15 protein-coding genes are annotated in these 18278 nt (G+C 36.8%); 3 read left to right on the top strand and 12 right to left on the bottom strand.

Annotated features, from left to right (window positions below):
• The 4 genes from oppC to BLT48_RS11290 form a co-directional block, all read right to left on the bottom strand.
• Entirely contained in the window at nucleotides 1-930 is a 930-nt protein-coding gene (oppC, locus tag BLT48_RS11305; protein ID WP_089978050.1) for an oligopeptide ABC transporter permease OppC, read from the bottom strand.
• A 1-nt stretch (nucleotide 931) separates the two neighbouring features.
• Complete coding sequence (locus BLT48_RS11300; RefSeq protein WP_023177000.1) at nucleotides 932-2434, bottom strand: ABC transporter permease; 1503 nt, start codon at nucleotides 2432-2434, stop codon at nucleotides 932-934.
• Nucleotides 2435-2522: 88 nt separating this feature from the next.
• Nucleotides 2523-4490, bottom strand: a complete 1968-nt coding sequence (locus BLT48_RS11295; RefSeq protein WP_035021590.1) for a peptide ABC transporter substrate-binding protein — start codon at nucleotides 4488-4490, stop codon at nucleotides 2523-2525.
• A gap of 714 nt (nucleotides 4491-5204) precedes the next feature.
• Nucleotides 5205-6977: an alpha-galactosidase gene (locus BLT48_RS11290; RefSeq protein ID WP_226776762.1), complete on the bottom strand. Its 1773-nt coding sequence runs from the start codon at nucleotides 6975-6977 to the stop codon at nucleotides 5205-5207.
• 8 nt (nucleotides 6978-6985) lie between these two features.
• On the opposite strand from BLT48_RS11290, the gene BLT48_RS11285 reads away from it, so the two are divergent.
• Nucleotides 6986-7270, top strand: coding sequence for a helix-turn-helix domain-containing protein (locus BLT48_RS11285; protein ID WP_267462146.1), 285 nt, complete (start codon nucleotides 6986-6988; stop codon nucleotides 7268-7270).
• 195 nt (nucleotides 7271-7465) lie between these two features.
• On the opposite strand, the gene BLT48_RS11280 is transcribed toward BLT48_RS11285, so the two are convergent.
• The 4 genes from BLT48_RS11280 to BLT48_RS11265 all read right to left on the bottom strand — a co-directional run bounded on the left by BLT48_RS11280 (nucleotide 7466) and on the right by BLT48_RS11265 (nucleotide 10755).
• A complete protein-coding gene (locus BLT48_RS11280) occupies nucleotides 7466-7843 on the bottom strand; it encodes a DUF956 family protein (RefSeq protein WP_035021588.1) in 378 nt (125 codons plus the stop codon).
• A gap of 155 nt (nucleotides 7844-7998) precedes the next feature.
• Entirely contained in the window at nucleotides 7999-8910 is a 912-nt protein-coding gene (locus tag BLT48_RS11275) for a PTS system mannose/fructose/sorbose family transporter subunit IID (RefSeq protein ID WP_035021587.1), read from the bottom strand.
• A 21-nt stretch (nucleotides 8911-8931) separates the two neighbouring features.
• Nucleotides 8932-9732, bottom strand: coding sequence for a PTS mannose/fructose/sorbose transporter subunit IIC (locus BLT48_RS11270; protein ID WP_023176994.1), 801 nt, complete (start codon nucleotides 9730-9732; stop codon nucleotides 8932-8934).
• Between the two features lie 36 nt (nucleotides 9733-9768).
• A complete protein-coding gene (locus BLT48_RS11265; RefSeq protein WP_089978045.1) occupies nucleotides 9769-10755 on the bottom strand; it encodes a mannose/fructose/sorbose PTS transporter subunit IIA in 987 nt (328 codons plus the stop codon).
• Nucleotides 10756-11499: 744 nt separating this feature from the next.
• On the opposite strand from BLT48_RS11265, the gene BLT48_RS11260 reads away from it, so the two are divergent.
• A complete protein-coding gene (locus BLT48_RS11260; RefSeq protein WP_089978041.1) occupies nucleotides 11500-12588 on the top strand; it encodes an iron-containing alcohol dehydrogenase family protein in 1089 nt (362 codons plus the stop codon).
• Between the two features lie 541 nt (nucleotides 12589-13129).
• Entirely contained in the window at nucleotides 13130-13957 is an 828-nt protein-coding gene (gene thiD / locus BLT48_RS11255; protein WP_035021584.1) for a bifunctional hydroxymethylpyrimidine kinase/phosphomethylpyrimidine kinase, read from the top strand.
• Between the two features lie 309 nt (nucleotides 13958-14266).
• On the opposite strand, the gene BLT48_RS11250 is transcribed toward thiD, so the two are convergent.
• From BLT48_RS11250 to BLT48_RS11235, 4 genes are read right to left on the bottom strand one after another with little or no spacing between them, the layout of a single operon-like run.
• Complete coding sequence (locus BLT48_RS11250) at nucleotides 14267-15094, bottom strand: energy-coupling factor transporter transmembrane component T family protein (RefSeq protein WP_035021583.1); 828 nt, start codon at nucleotides 15092-15094, stop codon at nucleotides 14267-14269.
• Entirely contained in the window at nucleotides 15085-16800 is a 1716-nt protein-coding gene (locus tag BLT48_RS11245) for an ABC transporter ATP-binding protein (RefSeq protein WP_089978038.1), read from the bottom strand. Before BLT48_RS11245 ends, BLT48_RS11250 begins: the two co-directional genes overlap by 10 nt.
• A 31-nt stretch (nucleotides 16801-16831) precedes the next feature.
• Nucleotides 16832-17386: an ECF-type riboflavin transporter substrate-binding protein gene (locus BLT48_RS11240; protein WP_089978034.1), complete on the bottom strand. Its 555-nt coding sequence runs from the start codon at nucleotides 17384-17386 to the stop codon at nucleotides 16832-16834.
• A 20-nt stretch (nucleotides 17387-17406) separates the two neighbouring features.
• A complete protein-coding gene (locus BLT48_RS11235; protein ID WP_089978031.1) occupies nucleotides 17407-18252 on the bottom strand; it encodes an SAM hydrolase/SAM-dependent halogenase family protein in 846 nt (281 codons plus the stop codon).
• Nucleotides 18253-18278 lie beyond the last annotated feature (26 nt).

Raw genomic sequence — 18278 nt, 5'->3', positions numbered from 1 at the left:
TCACATGTGTGTTCTAGGATCGGATGCGTCAGCTAATGTTTGACCGACAATATAAAGCGAAACGGTAACAAGAGCTAATACGATAACTGGTATCCAAAATAGATAAGGAAAGTTGTTCATATTTACAGTATATTTTGAGATGATTCGTCCTAGAGAAGGAATATCAGAACTTAAACCCACTCCTAAAAAGGATAAGAATACTTCATAAGAGATGAAACTTGGCAAAGAGCGTGATACAGCCGTTACAATAACTGAAATAAGATACGGCAATATATTTTTTAAAATCATTCGATGCAACGGTGTCCCTAAGCATTTAGAGGCTAGATTATATTCACGGTCTCTCATGATCATGACTTGAACACGAATAAAATGAGCTGTCCCTATCCAACTTGTCGCACACATTGCAAACAGTAAATTCCAAAATCCACTACCAAATGCATACGATAAGACGATAACAATCAGTAAAGTCGGAACATTAGAAACCACGTTATAGATCTCGATCATAACACGGTCTACCGCTTTTGAACTTCCCCAAATAGCACCTACGACAACACCCACAACTGTTGTAATGAGGGTTGCCAGTAAGCCGATTGAAATAGAAGTCCTTGCCCCTGCCCAAACAGCATCAAATAGAGATTGTCCATTTGAATCTGTTCCAAACCAATTTCCTTTAGAAGGCCAGTTGTAACGATTGGAAAAGTCATTGATGCCTTCCACATCCATAAAATCATACTGGCTGATTAGTGGATGAATAAAAGAAAAACCTAAAATGATAAGCAATAAGATAAGCATGCTAATAGCAACTTTACTACTGAAAAATTTTCTGCCTACTGATTTCCAATAAGAATATTTTGGTGCATCGATTCTTTCAGACTTTAAAGAATCTAACGCTACAAATTGAAACTTGTCTGTATTTGTATTTTGTACCATCTTAATGGCCTCCTTTTTTCGATAATAAGCTGATTCTAGGGTCAATAATGGTCAACATGATATCCCCTAACAGGACAGCTAGAATCGATAAAGTAGTAAACACAAATAATAAACCAATAACCATAGGATTATTATGTGCAATGATCGCATCTGGCAACATTTTACCCATCCCTGGAACTGCAAAAATCGTTTCTGTGATCGTTGCACCTTGGATGGTCAAAATAATGGTTCCCGGAATTCCACTCACGATTGGAATCATCGCATTTTTAAAGATATGTTTCTGTGAAATTTCTTTTTCAGATAATCCTTTAGCTTTTGCAAATTTCACATAATCAGCAGATGCCTGATCAATCATAAATCTTCTGATCCAGATAATCAGTCCTGAAATAGATAACAGTCCTAAAATAACGGTTGGAAGAATATACGATTGAATACTTGCTGCACCTAGTGTCGGGAATGAATCTGGTAACCCGAAGAATGTACTTCCAATAAAGCGGAAGAAATAAATAAAAGCCAAACTTGGTACGGAGATAAGAATCGTAACTAATCCTACCCCAAATCGGTCAATGAGTTTTCCTTTATGGCGTGCCATCAGTACAGCCAATGAAATACCGATCGTATAAGAAATAACAACGGAAATCAAACCAGTGATCATAGAGATTTTGATCATTGACGGATCCTGATAGTTATCTTTAGATTTAACGTAACTATCGTTATAGCGTTCAGTTTCCAAACGGTCCAATGAATCTGGTGTTTTGTACTTTCTTGAATGCAGATCTGCTGGTGACTTTTCAGTCAATCCAGTTTCATAGGTGACTTCTTCTGGTTTTACCTTTCCTTGACCGCTAGAGATGACATCGGTCACACTTCTACCACTATATGTTGGATATGAAGTTCCTAGATTTAATTTGACAAAGTTCTGGTGAATAAAAGGGAAAGAAGAATCAAAGTAAATCAAATATTTAGATCTCGTTCCAGAACCTGTTAATGTTAACCCAGCCGATTCAGTGTATTCAAACTTTAGATATCTAGGCAGATCAGGATTCTTTGGATCTTGTACCGCCCATGGATGGTCAATTTGAATCAATTTTGAATAAAATCGCCCAACTCTTTGCAAAATTGGAATTTCCCTTACAGCGTAGTAAGTTTTGGATATCGGCATTTGTTCCAGTTTCCAGCCTTTACTCCTATTTTGTTCTTGCCATTCCTCAAAAACTTGACTATTTTCTTCGTTCATAAGGGCAGCGTACTCGTCATCATCTTTAGCTATTTCCGAAATAATATCACTGCTTTTATAATAATCAATGTACCCCATACGTTTGTATGTACTATTTTCATAATCGACTCTTTCATCTGGACTTCCTTTTAAACGGCTGTACACAGGATCACTTTGGAAAATCGTATATCTCGGCACTAAAGAAAAAATCATGATATAACCAATAGTCGTTACCAAAAAAATACTGATGATTGAACGAATAATTCTATAGAAAATGTATTTTTTCACTTTATTTCCTCCAGACCTATAACAAAAAAGGATTAGTTTTTATGCTAATCCTCTTCAGCATTCCTATTCATTTTGTTCATAGATTTTTTTATTTTTCTTGATTCCGCTCATCATTCCATTTATCAAGAGCTTCTTGATATTGGTCTGTTGTTACAATGTCTTCTTGCAACTGAACATATTTCAATTTGTCAGCAGCAATTCCTGACCAGCTATATGGAGCGCTAAATGGAACAACCGTCGTTACACGCGGCAGGCCACCACCAGCATAGATTGGAACTTGAAGAGCATTGTTCAATAACCAAGCTTCAGCTTTAGCATAAGCTGCGTAACGTTCATTTTCATCTAAAACTTTACTCGCTTCATCTAATAAAGCATCGTATTCATCAAGGTTAACGGCTTCTTTTGCACTAGCAGTTACATCTTCACCTTCAACAAGTTCACTACCATCAAGTCCAAGAGTTGTAAGCATATCTCCAGTTCTTGAGTTGTAAATGTTCAAGTAAGTTGATGGATCTTGATAGTCAGGGCCCCAACCAGAAGCTGTAGAGATGTCAAAGTCACTAGCTATACCAGTTGTTGCTTGGTATGTTGCAGCCAAGTAAGCATCATCATTAAGCAATTGGATATCAACAACTACATTGTCAGTTCCTAAAGTATTTTCAATTGAGTTCTTCAATGATTTTGCACTATTCACACTGATTTCGCTTGTTTCCATAATTGGAATATCCAAATGGATTGGGAACGAAACATTTTCAGCAGCCAAAGCCTCTTTGGCTTTTTCTAAATGCTCAGCCGCTTTATCTTTATCAAAATACTCATCATGTCCATCAGCTAAATCAATATCTGCCCACGTTTCAGCATCAAGAGCTTGAAGTTCAGCTTCAACAGTATCTCCGTAATCTTTGCCGTCAATTGCTACAAACGTAGGAGGAACTAGTGTATTTCTTAAAGCTTCGCTTGATGTTTCTTCTCCCACACTTTGTGCATTATAAGAGGCACGATCAAAAGCAAATTGAATAGCTAGTCTAAAGTCACGATTTAAGATAGCAGCTTTTGTAGAAGATTTCTCTTTATCAGTCGTCTTACTTGTTGCGTTGTAAGATTCCCGATTCAAGTTAAATGACATATTGTAAGTCGTACCATTTGTTTGAGAGAAAGTTACACCATCTGGATACGTTTCTTGAACTTCTGCATAACCTGCTGAGTTAGGATAAACTCTAGCTAAACTCAAATTGCCTTCTTGGAAAGAAGTAAATAAACCATCTGGGTCACTTCCGTCATTATACGTATATTTCACATCATCAAGATGTACATTTTCGCTGTCCCAATACATTTCGTTCTTTTCATATTCGATAACTGATTTCGCTGTGTTATTGGTTAAAATGAATGCTCCATTATAGAGAATTGAATCTGGAGAAACAGAACCAAAATTTTCACCTTGAGAATTCAAAAATTCTTCATTAACAGGATAAAGAATACCGTAAGTAGTTTTTGAATTCCAATAGGATTCTGGAGTGTTTAACGTATACTCAACCGTGTAATCATCGATTGCTTTAACTCCTACCGTACTGAAATCAGTAGTTTTCCCACTAGCATAATCTGCCAATCCTTTTACACTATCAGCCACTATGTAAAGTGTTTCTGAGTTAATATCGGCTGCATGTTTTAGTCCTGTTACAAAGTCGTGAGCTGTAACTTCTGCATATTCTGTTCCAGAATTCGTTACCCACTTAGCACCTTCACGAAGTTTATAAGTATAAGTTAAACCATCCTCACTAACTTCCCAGTCTTCTGCAAGAGCTGGAATTAAGTTTCCTAATGAATCATTTTCAAGTAAACCATCCACAAAGTTTGTATAATGTACACTGTTGGTCTGACGACTCGAAAAAAGATAATCTAAGGTCGCAATATCAGTAGAGTAAATGTAGTTATAAGTTCCTCCTTCAACTACTGTAGTTGAATCAGTGCTAGCTTTGCTTTCATCATTAGCCCCCGCACATCCCGCCAATGCAAATGAAGTTGCTAGAAATAATAGTATTGTTTTCTTCAAATTAATTCCTCCTCTTTATAAACTTACTCATTTATCTCATCACTTTTTATTCTTTACAAAACAAAGTTATTTAGTCAAACTAGTGTATTTAGAAGCGAAATGTAAAAACTATAATATCAATAAAATAAAATTAGAGAACTCAAATATATTGCTAATCAGCTACCCTCTTTCTCCTTCATTTTTATGTTTAAAAATAAAATTTTGAATTTTTTTAAACAAGAAGTATTACCTATAAAATGATATCCCTATCAGTATTCTAATTATCCAAAAGTTATTAGGGGGAATTGAATGATTAGTTCCAAAAGGGAAATCATCTCTTCATTTCAGGATATTCAAAAATTAAAAAAACACCCTGATTTAAATAACTATTTTATCATTTTACTCTAACCATTTTTTAATGTCGAGAGGTGTTTTTATCAAAAATGCATTTTTAAAATTAATTGGCAATGAACATCTTGCATCACTAAAAATCAGCATTTCAGTATTTGCTTTGACGTTTGCGGCTCGCCTTTCCAATATTCCTTATCTTTTGTAACCTGTCGCCGGTATTAATCAAGTCTCCTACTTTTACCTTTTTCATCTTGCTTCTCTTTCTTAAAACTTAACTTTAACAATCATTAATTTATAGAAGAAAAACATCATGGTTCTTTAACTGAGTATTTTTATAAGACAAGCAAAAAAACGCGTGCCTTTAAATAAAAGGCACGCGTTTTCTGAAAATTATTCTTTGCAAACAAAATGGTACGTAAAGGCTTGATATTCTTGGCTCGTTTGCGGCACTGGCCAGCCGCTTGCCATTAATGCTGCTCCTGTATATTCTTTTTCTTCTCCGTCTAATTGATAAGTTCGCTTAGGATCCAATCCTTTTAGTCTAAAAATAGCAATAGGATCGTTGGCATATTGTCGAGTTCGTACAAGGCTGACTAAGGTTTCTTTCTTATCGTTTGAAACAATTTGCCAAGCTGTAAAACTCTCATTTTCCCAAGGATTGGTTAAACGGTAATATAATCCATCATGAATTAGATCATAATAAGATTTGAACATTTCGACTTGTTCTGCTACTTCATCTTTCTCAGCTTGAGTCAACTTGGTAATATCCAATTCATACCCAAAACTACCTGACATCGCCACAATTCCACGTGTGTTCAAAGGGGTGATGCGACTTGTTTGATGATTAGGCACAGCAGAAACGTGCGAGCCATTCGTACGAGTCGGATACCCAAAAGAAGTCCCATGTTGAATGCGCAAGCGTTCGACAGCATCTGTATCATCACTTGTCCAAATTTGCGGTGTGTAATACAACATCCCTGCGTCAAAGCGACCGCCACCGCCGCTGCATCCTTCAAATAAAATATCTGGATAAGCAGAAGTCAATCGTTCTAAGACTTCATATAATCCCAAAATATATAAATGATAGAACTTGCCTTGCTCGTGGCTTTCTAAGTTCTCAGAGAACACGTTAGATAAACTGCGGTTCATGTCCCATTTTACATACTCAATATTAGCTGAATCAAGGACTTCTGTGATTTCCTCTACTAAGTGATTACGAACATCTTGTCTCGTAAAATCTAGTACATACTGATCGCGACTGCGAATCCCAGGGCGCCCCGGTATATTGATGCTCCATTCTGGGTGCTTCCGATACATATCACTATCTTCCGAAATCATCTCTGGTTCGAACCAGATACCAAATTTCAAACCTTCTTTGTTTACCGTATCCGCTAACTGTTTCAGCCCATTAGGTATTTTCTCCAGGTTCACTTGCCAATCGCCAAGGCCGCTCGTGTCTGAATCACGTTTACCGAACCAGCCATCATCCATTACGAACAGTTCTATTCCTGCTCCAGCTGCATCACGGGCGATGTCAATAAGTTTTTGTTCGGTAAAATCAAAATACGTTGCTTCCCAGTTATTGATTAAAACCGGACGGCGCTGATCACGGAATTTACCACGGACCACGTTTTTCTGAATGAAGTGATGATAATGGTGCGAAAGTTCTTCCAGTCCATTAGCAGAATAACTCAGAATAGCCTCAGGAGCAGTGAAGGTTTCGCCATGAGCCAATGAGTAACGGAACCCTCTGCTGCCAATACCGATTCCCGCTCTTACTTGGTTGTATTGAGACTTTTCAGTGGTTGCTAAAAAGTTTCCGCTGTACATCAACATCATTCCATAACAATTCCCATGGCTTTCAGTCGTCTCCGAATCACTTAAGATGATAAACGGATTGTGCTGATGACTCGAAGTACCACGATGCGATCCAATTGAAAAGGTACCGTTTTTAAGCGGAAGCCGTTCATATTGACGTTCCATATTGTGACGACCATGAAAATGGATGATATCAAAATCTTTATCTGCATAGTCTAAACTTGCTGAGTCGGCTTTCAAAACATTTACTTTTCCAGAACCCATATTAGTAATCGTTACTGCACGCGTGATGATGTCTTTTTCTTCAAAGACACCATACAACAACTGAACTTTTATTTTTGAGATAGCATCATATCTTTACAACAATGGCAAATATGTCTCCTCAAGAATTTTTAATGAACTTTCGGATGAAAAGAGCCGGAGATTTACTGATTAAATCTCCTAATACCATTACTACGATTGCTATTTCAGTTGGTTACCGTGATTCTTTAACTTTCTCAAAAGCTTTTAAAAAATTTTATTCCGTTTCACCTACAATATTTAGAGAAGAAAAAGGGAATAATAAGTACGAGCGTTTGGTAAGCCCTCAAAGGAACGATTCAAGTAAGCAAAGTCATGACAAAAATACTAATAAATAAACTAGCATCCGAAGACGGCATCCATCTTTCTTTACCATGGTACAATAAGACAGTTAAAAAATTATTTATTAGCTACTGGAATAACCGCTGCTGTTATTCATTCTTATACTAAGACTCACACTTAAAACTCAACAAAAAAACAGCATGAAATGATCATGCTGTTTTTTAACTATTTCATTAAAATAAACTAAACGTTCATTTTTTCTTTTTCCAAATCGATTTAAATGCGCGTTTAAGAACATCAAAAAAGCTTAAGGACTGGACCATATGACTTGGATCTACATATACTTGTATAGCCCGTAGAACTTCTTTAGGATTCTTAGATGAAAAAGTGAAGGTTCCTGATCTTTTTGTTTCAATCGCGTAACGAGGGATCCATTTCCCTTTGAACATTACTGAAGCGATAACGTTCTCTACTTCTTCCCACGGAATTTGAACAAATTTACGCGCATCACGGGAATTGAAAAATTCAAATCCGTTATCGCCGATCATTATTTTCCCATAATCCGTTAGGCCCGTAAAAGCGGTGGCGTCTATTACTAAGTCTACCTTTGTGTTAATTGATTCAACCATTTTATCCGCTCCATTTCATTTATCCTGTTTCATTTATTATACGTTGCACCAACTGCTTATAGCAATAAAAAAAGTGACTGAGAAGATCCCAGCCACTTTTTTTGTGCGAATTTATCGTAATGCACAGACTTCAAACGACTTCCTTATCTTTTAGATTATAAAAGTCCGATTACATGTCCACCGATTCCAACTACGAATAAACCAAGAATAATAACGATTGGACTAACTTTTTTCTTAAGCAAGAACATACAGAACAAGGTTAAAGCCAATGCAGCTAATCCTGGAATCAACTGATCCAAGTTGTTTTGTAGAGTTGTTACTTTTGTAGGTGAAAGTGCCAATCCTGAGTTTACTTGTTCAAAAGCTTGGCGAATTCCTTCTCCGCCTGCTGGAAGTTCATCCCATTTGATGAATGCTCCATCATCTAATTGAACTCTTGAAACAACTGGTTGGAAACTGATCGATACCCACCGCTGTACTAAAGCAGCTAATACGAACATACCTAGAATTGATGCTCCTTTAGTAATGTCTTGTAATAATCCACCTGAAAGATCTTCAGTGATTTTAGAACCGGCTTTATAACCAAATTCTTGTGTATACCACATGAATCCCCAACGAATAAGGTTCCAAGCTACAAAGAAGATGATCGGTCCAAGAATACTTCCACCCATTGCCAATGATGCTCCTAGAGCACCTAACATAGGACGTACAGTAAACCAGAACACAGGGTCACCAACACCGGCCAAAGGACCCATCATACCAACTTTAACCCCTTGAATAGCTACATCATCAACTGGAGCTCCATTTGCACGCTCTTCTTCAAGAGCTAAAGTAACTCCAAGAATTGGTGAAGCAATGTATGGGTGAGTATTAAAGAATTCTAAATGACGTTTTAATGCTGCTGCACGGTCCTCTTTAGTAGTGTATAATTTTTTGATTGCTGGAATCATTGAGTAAGCCCAACCACCATTTTGCATACGTTCGTAGTTCCAAGAACCTTGGATAAACGTAGAGCGCCATGCTACGGCTAAGCGATCTTTTTTAGATAAAGTAATTTTTTCTGCCATGTCTCTTCTCCTCCTTCAGGATTAATAATCGTTTAAGATATCGCCAAGCGGGTCACCAGAGTTGCTTCCGCCACCATTTGAAGAACCACCCATTTTAGATAGGTTCAAGTAAATAAGAGCTAAAGCTACGCCTAATGCTCCTAGAGCAATAAGAGTTAATTGAGAAATTGCTGCTACTACAAAACCGATAATAAAGAACGGCCATACTTCTTTTGTAGCCATCATGTTGATAACTAATGCATAACCAACCGCAACGACCATTCCACCACCAATTGCCATACCGTCAGTTAACCAAGCTGGCATAGATTCTAAGAATGATTGAACTGTTTGTGCTGGGATGAATAATAGAGCTGCTGCTGGAATCGCAATACGAATCCCTTGCATAGCTACGGCAGCCATATGCAACATTTCGATTTTTTTGAAATTACCATCTTCAGCTGCGCTGTCCATTAAATGTACGATAGGTACAGCTAATGTACGAACAACCATTGTTAAGAAAAGTCCTGCTACTGCAAGTGGTACCGCAATTGCGATCGCTGCTGGAACTCCAGCAACACCTTGTCCACCTAATACTAAAATAATTGCTGATGCAACTGATGCTAATGCAGCATCGGGTGCTACGGCTGCTCCAATGTTTGCCCAACCAAGAGCGATCATTTGAAGTGTTCCGCCAAGAACGATACCTGCTGTTAAGTTACCTGTTACTAAACCGATCAATGTACAAGCCACTAATGGTTGATGGAATTGGAATTCGTCTAAGATTCCTTCGATACCGGCTAAAAATGCAACAAGAATTACTAGAATAATTGATATTATAGACATAATAGGCCTCCTATTTAATTTAATTTTATTAGTTCATTATGCACGTGCTAATTCATTTTTTGCTTTTTTTATAATTTCATTCATATTAGCACCAGAATCATTTGGTACTTTACGTACATCAAATTTAACGCCTCTTTGTTTCATTTCTTCAAAAGCTTTAACATCTTCTGGTCCCATTGAAAGAACCTTGCTTACAACCACTTTACCTACTGAATGCGCCATAGAGCCTACATTAACTTCTTTAATCTCTACGCCACCGTCCATGACTCTAATCACATCTTGTGGATTTTCAAATAACAATAAAGCTTTCGTGCCACCAAAGCGAGGATCTTTAGTAATCTCAATCATTTTGTCGATTGGAACAACATTTGCCTTAACTCCAGGAGGTGCCGCTTGTTCAATTAATCTCTTACGAAGATCATCTTTAGCAACAGCGTCTGATACAATAATGATACGGTTTGGCAATACAGATTTTGTCCAAGCTGTAGCTACTTGTCCATGTAACAGACGAGAGTCTACACGTACTAGACCTAACTTGATCTTACCATCTCCAACTACTGTTCCTGGTGGAATCGAACCTTGTACTGGTGCAGCTGCTGCAGCAGAAGTATTTGTTACAGGTTCCAATTCTTCCGGTCTAACTTTCACGCCTTCTTTTGCTGTTTCAATGATATGCGCTGCAATCTCTTGAGCTGAATTCATTGAAAGGCGAGATGCATAAGCTTCAATTACCATTGGTAAATTTAACCCGGCAACGATTGCCCACTTCTCTTTGTGTTCTTCAAACAAGGTGTTTGCTTGGTTAAATGGAGTACCACCCCATAAATCAACTAAGAACAATACTTCATCTTGATCGTCAAACGAAGCGATTGCAGTTTTCATTTTTGTTTTAACGTCTTCTGGTCCTTCGCTTGGCATTAAGGTAATAGCTTTAACATTTTCTTGTTCTCCAAAAATCATTGAGCCAGATTGCAAGATGCCTTCAGCAAATTCGCCATGGCTTGCTAGTATAATTCCTACCATATTTCTACCTCCTAAATATTTTATTTCTATTTTCTGATGAGACGAAACTAACAGAATCACTTCTTCATCATGTTTTTCAGTTTTTTCTACTTAAAAACACAACTCTTAAAGTTACAACACCGCCACCTTTCAATATCCTTTGCCTAAACATGATAGCGTTTAAACTTTCCATCAAGTTTATTGAGTTGTCCATCACTTACTATATGCAATTCCTGTGCCAACTTTAGTGTATTGCTTTGCACCCTTGAATACTAGGGCTATAAAACGATACACAAAACGAATAACCGATACACTAATTAGTGTATCGGTTATTCGTTTTGTACTCTATTCTTTTTTCTTATAGTGTATTAGCTAAGATTAGTGCTAATTCTACTGTTTTATTAAAATAAATAAGATTATAAATTAATTAGTTTTTCATGTTGACTCTCTAATTAAACAATGTTATCCTAACTTCACTAACCCACGAGAGGATGTCTTTTTATGACATATTCATTCAATCAAACAGCTATTATTATTAGAATCAGGATTTAGACACTGTACTATTTTGCAGTCGTTTAAGTCCTATTCAAGCTTGTTTGGCTGAATGGGACTTAGGCCACCCATTCAACTAATGAATGGGTGGCCTTTTTTATCTTTTTAAGCGCTGTGTTGTAACAGTAAGAATTCTTTATAAGAAAATTTTTCCCTCCTCTACTGTGGCAACAAATATTTACTAATTTATATTAAAGAAAGAAGGAATTTATTATGCGTTTAAGTCAAGTTGTTCGTCCTGGACCTGGCCAACTTTTATGTGAGTCTGGAGCTTTAAATTATTTAGATCAAAAATTAGCCTCTTTTACTAATCCTGTTATCATCACAGGTGAACTTTCTTATCAAGCTTTTAAAAAGCATTACTCTGGTTCTTTGAACTTGCCTGTATTCCAGTATGATGGTACAGCTTCTCACGAAGACATGAAACATCTTTCTTCATTAATAAATGGAACAGACTGCGTGGTAGGCATCGGTGGTGGACGTGCTTTAGATACCGCCAAAGGTACCGCTGAACTCTTAAAAATAGAATATGTAACTATTCCAACGGTATTAGGAACTTGTTCGGCTTATACTCCTCTTTCGGCCGTATATCATCCTGATCATACTTTCAAAGTAGTTGATTATTATGAAAAAGCAGCCTTGCTTTGTTTGATGGATTTAGATTTATTAGTGGAATCGCCTAAAAACTATTTTATGGGTGGGATTGGAGATACATTGGCAAAATGGTATGAAGCAGAAGGCATCACTCGACATGTTGAAGGCACCTTACCTGCTATGGTTCAAGTGGGTTTAAAAACTGCGAAAGTAACTCAAGAATTATTATTAAAAGACAGTACTGAAGCTTTAAGGAATCTAGAAAATTCTGAAGTAACCGATGCTTTCAAACGAGTTGCCGAGGCTGTTGTAGCTATCGCAGGTACAGTAGGCGGATTTGCGGGAGAATATGGACGCATGGCTGGTGCACATGCTATCCACAACGGAATGTCGCTTATTCAAGAAACGCATCCTTTTGAACATGGTGTAAAAGTTGCTTATGGTATTTTAGTTCAATTATGGGCTTCTGGAGATGAAAAAGAAGTAAGGAAATTACTGCCGTTTTTTGAGTCAAATCATTTCCCATATCGTTTTTCTGACTTTGACGTGAAGACTGACTTTTCAAATAAAGCAAAAGAGGTTGCTGAATTTGCTGCTTCAAGTAAAGAAACATTCAATTTAGCCGTACCAGGCGTAACCAAAGAAACTATATTGGATGCAATGAAGGCCTTAGAAAGTCTTTCTGAATCTGTTCCTGTGTACCATTAAAAAGCACTTCCAACTTGGACATAAAAAGTGGTTGACATAAAAAAACACAAGGTTTATACTGTGAATCACATTATATCTCAATTAAAAAATAACAAAAATCGATAATCAAAAGTAGAAGTGTAGACCCTTGTCCCTTTGCGCAGGGGCAAGGGTCTTTTTTGTCTCTTTCTCAATGGTGTTGGTAGAAGAAAACAACATTTCTTCTGGAATAGACTGGTAATGCTGCAAGAAATAAAAAACAACAAGAAGAAATTATAAAAATGGGAATTTCTGAGTTGTTAGAAGGTCACATTTGGATTTGGAAACAACGAAGAATACTGATAAAATTACTGTGGGAAGTGTTCTTGTTAATATTATTGCTGAAAAAAAGAAAAATCATCTGAACATGTCTACCAATATGCAAAAAAAAGATAGTTGCTATACCTCAATAAGTGAGTGTTGACGTAATTAGTAGGCTGACTAGGAATTAAGCATATTCATAAGGATATCCCCAATCCGTATTAAAGAAAAGTTCCAAAATAAATTTATGGAGTTGAAATTAATGAATAATATAAAAAAAGTTCTAACATTTGCAGGTAGCGATGCCAGTGGCGGTGCTGGACTAGCGGCAGACCTAAAAACCTTCTCAGAATATAGCACTTATGGCATGGTGGCTTTGACTACTATTGCTACGATGGATCCGGACGATAATTGGAAGCATCATGTCACTACTCTGCCAATTTCCATTGTGGAAGAACAATTAAAAACTATTCTGGCAGGAGATACTAAAATTGCCGCTATGAAAACAGGTATGCTTGGTTCAGTAGAAATTGTTGAACTTGCAGCCAAAACAATCTCTGCTTATCAATTCCCTAAAGTTGTTATCGACCCTGTTCTAGCCTGTAAAGGAGAAGGCGAATTATTAAATCCCGAAACGGCACAAGCCATTCAAAAGTATTTATTGCCTATTGCGGATGTGGCAACTCCTAATCTTCTTGAAGCTGGTATCTTTTCAGGTCTAGGAAAATTAACCACCATTGAAGATATGAAAAAAGCTGCTGAAAAAATTTTTAATCTTGGTACAAAACATGTAGTAGTTAAAGGTGGCAAAAGCCTTGAAGGAGATAAAGCAATAGATATTTATTATGATGGAGAAAAACATTACATACTAGAAACAGAAAAAATCCAGCCTGCTTACAACCATGGAGCTGGGTGCACTTTTGCAGCTGCAATCACAGCTGGACTAGCAACTGGGCTATCCGAAAAAGAAGCTATCTTCAAAGCTAAGGACTTTGTGACCGCTGCTATTGAGCATGGCTTTCGTTTTAATAAATTTGTTGGACCAGTTTTCCATGGTGCCTACAGATTGAAAGATTCAGAAACAATCTAAAGAAAGTACCTTCAAATGGTTGCAGTCAATTCAAGCGGCAAGTAAATTTGTTCATGTATAGTTGATACACTATTAAAAACACCTCTTACTAGTGTATTCGTCTTTTTTACATTATCGAAAAGTTTAAAGAATATGCTTTTTTGTACAACCAACAACTAAAACCCGCAGAATTGCATAGAAAATGCAATTCTGCGGGTTTTAATTGTAAGAAAGAGAATCATGTCCCCATTGACTTAATAGCTCTGTTTCTATGGCACTCTCCTTCTTATTTTCTAAAAAGCAGCAGATTTGAGTTAAATCTGCTGCTTATTAAAAAGGATTGTAAAAACGACTGCCATTTTTATAAGTAATCAGTAAACTAATGATGAATATGAGTAAGCCACTAAAAATAACTACGTAGTCTTTTTTCGTTGCTTTTTTCTCACTATACCAACTTCGTTTTTTGTGTTTGCCAAAACCACGTAATTCCATCGCATTGCTGATAACTTCAATTCGATCTAAACTCGATAGGATTAATGGAATAATAATTGCCGTAATATTTTTGATACGTTTTATCATTTTTTCATTTTTGGAAATATCGATGCCTCGAGCTTGTTGGGTCTGTGAGATACTGCGGTAATCACGTTGAATATCTGGGATATACCTTAACGCGAGTGCTACCGAGTAAGCAATTTTATAGTTGATTCCAATTTTATTGAGCGAAGCAGCAAACTCACTTGGATGCGTCGTTACTATAAATAGCAGTGCTACCGGAATCACAACAAAATATTTCAGCGTCACGTTCAATTGATAAAATAGTTGTTCTAAAGTGAGGTTGTATCTTCCCCAAATGTGTAAAAGTTCATGACTTGTTCCATAAATTCGAACACCTTCTTGAGGTGAAAATAAATAGATGGCAAGATTATTTAATAGTAAGAAGAATAAAATAAATAACAAAACAAAAGCAATTTCACGAAATTTGATTTTAGATATAGCAAATACCCCAATACTCAACATTAGCATGACCACTAAAACACGTGTATCATAGGTCAACATCGCAGCCGTTGAAAATAAAAGAAAGACGATCAGTTTTGTTGCGCCAGATAATGCATGTACGGGTGAACGACGCTCAATATAAGCCAACATTTCTACTGCCATGTTTTGCGCACCCCCTTATCATAATGAATAAACTTGGAAACAAAATCTTGCGGATCCGCGATAGACATTTTTTCAGCCAATTGGTATAGAGATGTTTTAGTCAAATTGGCTTGTGCAATTAGTGACTCATTTGCCAAGACTTCTATTGCTGAAGCATCGGCAAGCAGTTTTCCCTCACCAATGACAAGCGTTCTTGATGTGTATTCCAACATAAGGTGCATATCATGAGTAATCATTAAAATCGTGATTCCTTGTTGATTCAATTCAGTTAAAAAACTCATAATTTCTGTATAATGACGAAAATCTTGTCCCGCTGTCGGTTCATCTAAAACTAATACAGCTGGTTCTAATACGAGAATCGCTGCAATAGTCACTCGTTTTTTCTGACCAAAGCTTAGAGCTGAAATTGGCCAATTGCGAAAAGCATACAAGCCACAAATGGTTAATGTCTTTTCAACTCGTTGACGTATTTCATCTTCTTTCACATTACGTAACCGTAGTCCTAAAGCTACCTCATCAAAAATCAAATGTTTAGAAATCATTTGATTTGGATTTTGCATCACTAAACCAATCGCTTCTGCACGCTTTGTAATCGATTCTTTGCTGATATCTTTGTCCTGATAAATAATTTTCCCAGTTTGATGCCGCTCAAATCCACAAATCAATTTTGATAATGTCGATTTACCAGCTCCGTTTTTTCCCACAATGCTGACCATTTCACCTTTTTGAATCGTAAACGTGATATCGGTTAGAGTATGTTGCGCATTTGGATAATGGAAAGACAAATTTTCTACCTGTAAAATAGTCTCAGTTTTTTTATCCTTAACTAGTTGAACAGGGTGTTGGTACCATTGTCTCACCTTTTTTTCGTCTTGGTTTGTAAGTGTTATACGCTCAATATGTTCAGGCGACATTTCAGAACTAATCGCAACACCAGCGTATTGCAAAGCTTTCAAATAAAGTGGTTCCCTTAAATGACTTTTTGCGAGTACATCTGTTGCTAACAGTTCTGATGGAGCCGCATCAGCTACAATTCGCCCTTCACTCATTACTATAATGCGATCAACATCTCGATACAATACATCTTCCAAGCGATGTTCAATAATAATGGTGGTTTTATCTGTTTGCTTTTGCAAATCATCAATCAAAGCAATTGCGTGTTTACCAGTTGCAGGATCTAAATTTGCTAACGGTTCATCAAAGAGTAAAATATCAACATCGTCAACGAGCACTCCTGCCATTGATACCCGTTGCTTTTGTCCCCCTGATAATTCATGTGTAGAGGCATTTAAAAGGTTTTCTATTTTTACAAGCCCAGCTACTTGAGTCACTCTTTTATGCATTTTTTTTTGCTCAACTCTATCATTTTCTAAAGCAAAAGCAATGTCTTCGCCTACAGTCAAACCAATAAATTGTCCATCCAAATCTTGTAAGACCGTTCCAATCATTTTTGATAATTGAAAAATATCTAGTGAATTGGTTTCTTTTCCATTGATTAAGCAAGCTCCACTGCTTTCACCTCGGTACGCAAAAGGAACTAGCCCATTGATACAATGAGCTAGTGTACTTTTTCCTGAGCCAGATGGTCCAACGATGACGACTTTTTCACCTGCTTGAATCTTTAGGTTGATATCAAGTAGTGTTGGTTCCGTTTGACTACGGTATTTAAATGTATATGATTTGAATTCAATAGCCACTTGGTTCATGATTCGGCTCCTTTTCACCAATAAAAGATGACTACTCTTTTATTAAACTATTACTTTTGTTTCGCGTTTTTGCATAAGCTATCAATAAGATTGTTCCAATAATTCCAACGGTTAAGATATTGGAAATACCGGCTACAATTCCTTGTGTAAAGACTTTATTTACCGGTTCTGCATAAATTAAAACATCTAAAGAAGGGGCAAGTACAAACCAGCCGATTGCTTGCGCAATGACTTGGCTGATATTGAAACGAATGATATCTTTTTTGTTAAATTCTCCGTCTTCTACTTGGATTTTTCTTGTCAGTAAACCTATAGTAAAGCCAACGAATAAGGAAACGATTACCCAGCTCCACCATACTGATCCATAGGAGATGGCATCTGTTAGGATATGACCGATTAAACCAATCAACCCTCCCGCAAGCGGTCCAAACACAACTGCCATTAAAGCTAAAAAGGCATAGGATGTTTGGATACTCGTATTGGGAATCGGTGTTGGAATTGCCGCAAAACGTGAAAGAATAACAAAGACCGCTGACCCAATCCCAATAGCAACTATAGTTTTAATAGATAATTCACTTTTTTTCATTTACTTCATCTCCAATTCTATTATTTTTTTATCTGTATTTTCCAATTATCGCCACTTTGAATATGGTGAGCACCAGCAAATGAACCTTGATTGATTGCGACACCTAGTTTATCTAATGAATTAATAAATAAAATAGGATCGCCTACATGGCTTTTCGCAAAAGATTGACCAATTTGAATTTTATTTTGATAAAAAATAGTATAAGAGTTCGAGATCGTAACTTCTATATTATCCCCATACTTCACACCATAGTCAAACAATAATTCACGTGAGATATTTGTCCAAAGATTGCCAAAACGTCCATCTAAAATAGCAACATTCCCAACAATCTTATTCTCTACTACTTCAGCTTGATGATGTGGTAAGCTAACGATTTTATTTAAGTCGCAAATAGGACCTACCTCTTCAAATGAAATTACCCCAGCTGCTAAACGAGCAGCTGTGTAAACATAAACATCTCTCCCATGAAATGTATAAGATTCACCAGAGTTTGGCAATCGATTGACCGATTCATCGATTTGACGAACTTCAACGACACCGATACTTTCGTGTATATGTGTTAACGTTCCGTTATCTGGAGTCACAATATAGTGATTATCCGCAGTCTTAGCAACGACACTCAATCGCTCCGTTCCTACTCCTGGGTCAACAACTGAAACAAAAACAGTTTCTTGTGGCCAATAATTAACCGTCTGATACAATCGGTAAGAAGCTTCCCAGATATTGTATTGTGGAATCTCATGCGTTAAATTATAAATTCCTAACGATGAATCTACACTAAATGCAACTCCATACATGGCACTAACAGCACCGTCTTCTAATCCAAAATCTGTTTGAAGTACAATTTTTTTGACCGTTTTTTTCATTACTATTCCCCCATTTCATTTATACA

The sequence above is a fragment of the Carnobacterium viridans genome, assembly GCF_900102725.1.
Lineage (GTDB): Bacteria > Bacillota > Bacilli > Lactobacillales > Carnobacteriaceae > Carnobacterium_B > Carnobacterium_B viridans.
This window is presented reverse-complemented; position numbering and strand designations above follow the sequence as displayed.